The 1,194-nt window shown below is 43.6% G+C and carries 1 protein-coding gene; it reads left to right on the top strand.

What is annotated here, in order from left to right:
• Positions 1–164 precede the first annotated feature (164 nt).
• Positions 165–980: an aminoglycoside O-phosphotransferase APH(3')-Ia gene (locus EGJ86_RS24860; protein WP_000018329.1), complete on the top strand. Its 816-nt coding sequence runs from the start codon at positions 165–167 to the stop codon at positions 978–980.
• Positions 981–1,194: the final 214 nt, after the last annotated feature.

Raw genomic sequence — 1,194 nt, 5'->3', positions numbered from 1 at the left:
TTGAATGGGTTCATGTGCAGCTCCATCAGCAAAAGGGGATGATAAGTTTATCACCACCGACTATTTGCAACAGTGCCCTCTGATGTTACATTGCACAAGATAAAAATATATCATCATGAACAATAAAACTGTCTGCTTACATAAACAGTAATACAAGGGGTGTTATGAGCCATATTCAACGGGAAACGTCTTGCTCGAGGCCGCGATTAAATTCCAACATGGATGCTGATTTATATGGGTATAAATGGGCTCGCGATAATGTCGGGCAATCAGGTGCGACAATCTATCGATTGTATGGGAAGCCCGATGCGCCAGAGTTGTTTCTGAAACATGGCAAAGGTAGCGTTGCCAATGATGTTACAGATGAGATGGTCAGACTAAACTGGCTGACGGAATTTATGCCTCTTCCGACCATCAAGCATTTTATCCGTACTCCTGATGATGCATGGTTACTCACCACTGCGATCCCCGGGAAAACAGCATTCCAGGTATTAGAAGAATATCCTGATTCAGGTGAAAATATTGTTGATGCGCTGGCAGTGTTCCTGCGCCGGTTGCATTCGATTCCTGTTTGTAATTGTCCTTTTAACAGCGATCGCGTATTTCGTCTCGCTCAGGCGCAATCACGAATGAATAACGGTTTGGTTGATGCGAGTGATTTTGATGACGAGCGTAATGGCTGGCCTGTTGAACAAGTCTGGAAAGAAATGCATAAGCTTTTGCCATTCTCACCGGATTCAGTCGTCACTCATGGTGATTTCTCACTTGATAACCTTATTTTTGACGAGGGGAAATTAATAGGTTGTATTGATGTTGGACGAGTCGGAATCGCAGACCGATACCAGGATCTTGCCATCCTATGGAACTGCCTCGGTGAGTTTTCTCCTTCATTACAGAAACGGCTTTTTCAAAAATATGGTATTGATAATCCTGATATGAATAAATTGCAGTTTCATTTGATGCTCGATGAGTTTTTCTAATCAGAATTGGTTAATTGGTTGTAACACTGGCAGAGCATTACGCTGACTTGACGGGACGGCGCTTCCCTACCCTCATGGCCGCCTCCCAGGAATCGACCCAGGTGCTTATCGTGGACATAATCCTTTACTCATAAATTGGCACTGTTGCAAAGTTAGCGATGAGGCAGCCTTTTGTCTTATTCAAAGGCCTTACATTTCAAAAACTCTGCTTACC

Origin of the sequence: Pseudomonas sp. o96-267, assembly GCF_003935465.1 — a bacterium.
GTDB lineage: Bacteria > Pseudomonadota > Gammaproteobacteria > Pseudomonadales > Pseudomonadaceae > Aquipseudomonas > Aquipseudomonas sediminis.
Note: the sequence above shows the minus strand (reverse complement) of the source record. Positions and strands in the feature narration are given on the sequence as shown.

Excerpts from the sequence above, each read along its gene's own strand:
- EGJ86_RS24860 (WP_000018329.1), top strand. The coding sequence starts at position 165 with ATGAGCCATATTCAACGGGAAACGTCTTGCTCGAGGCCGCGATTAAAT.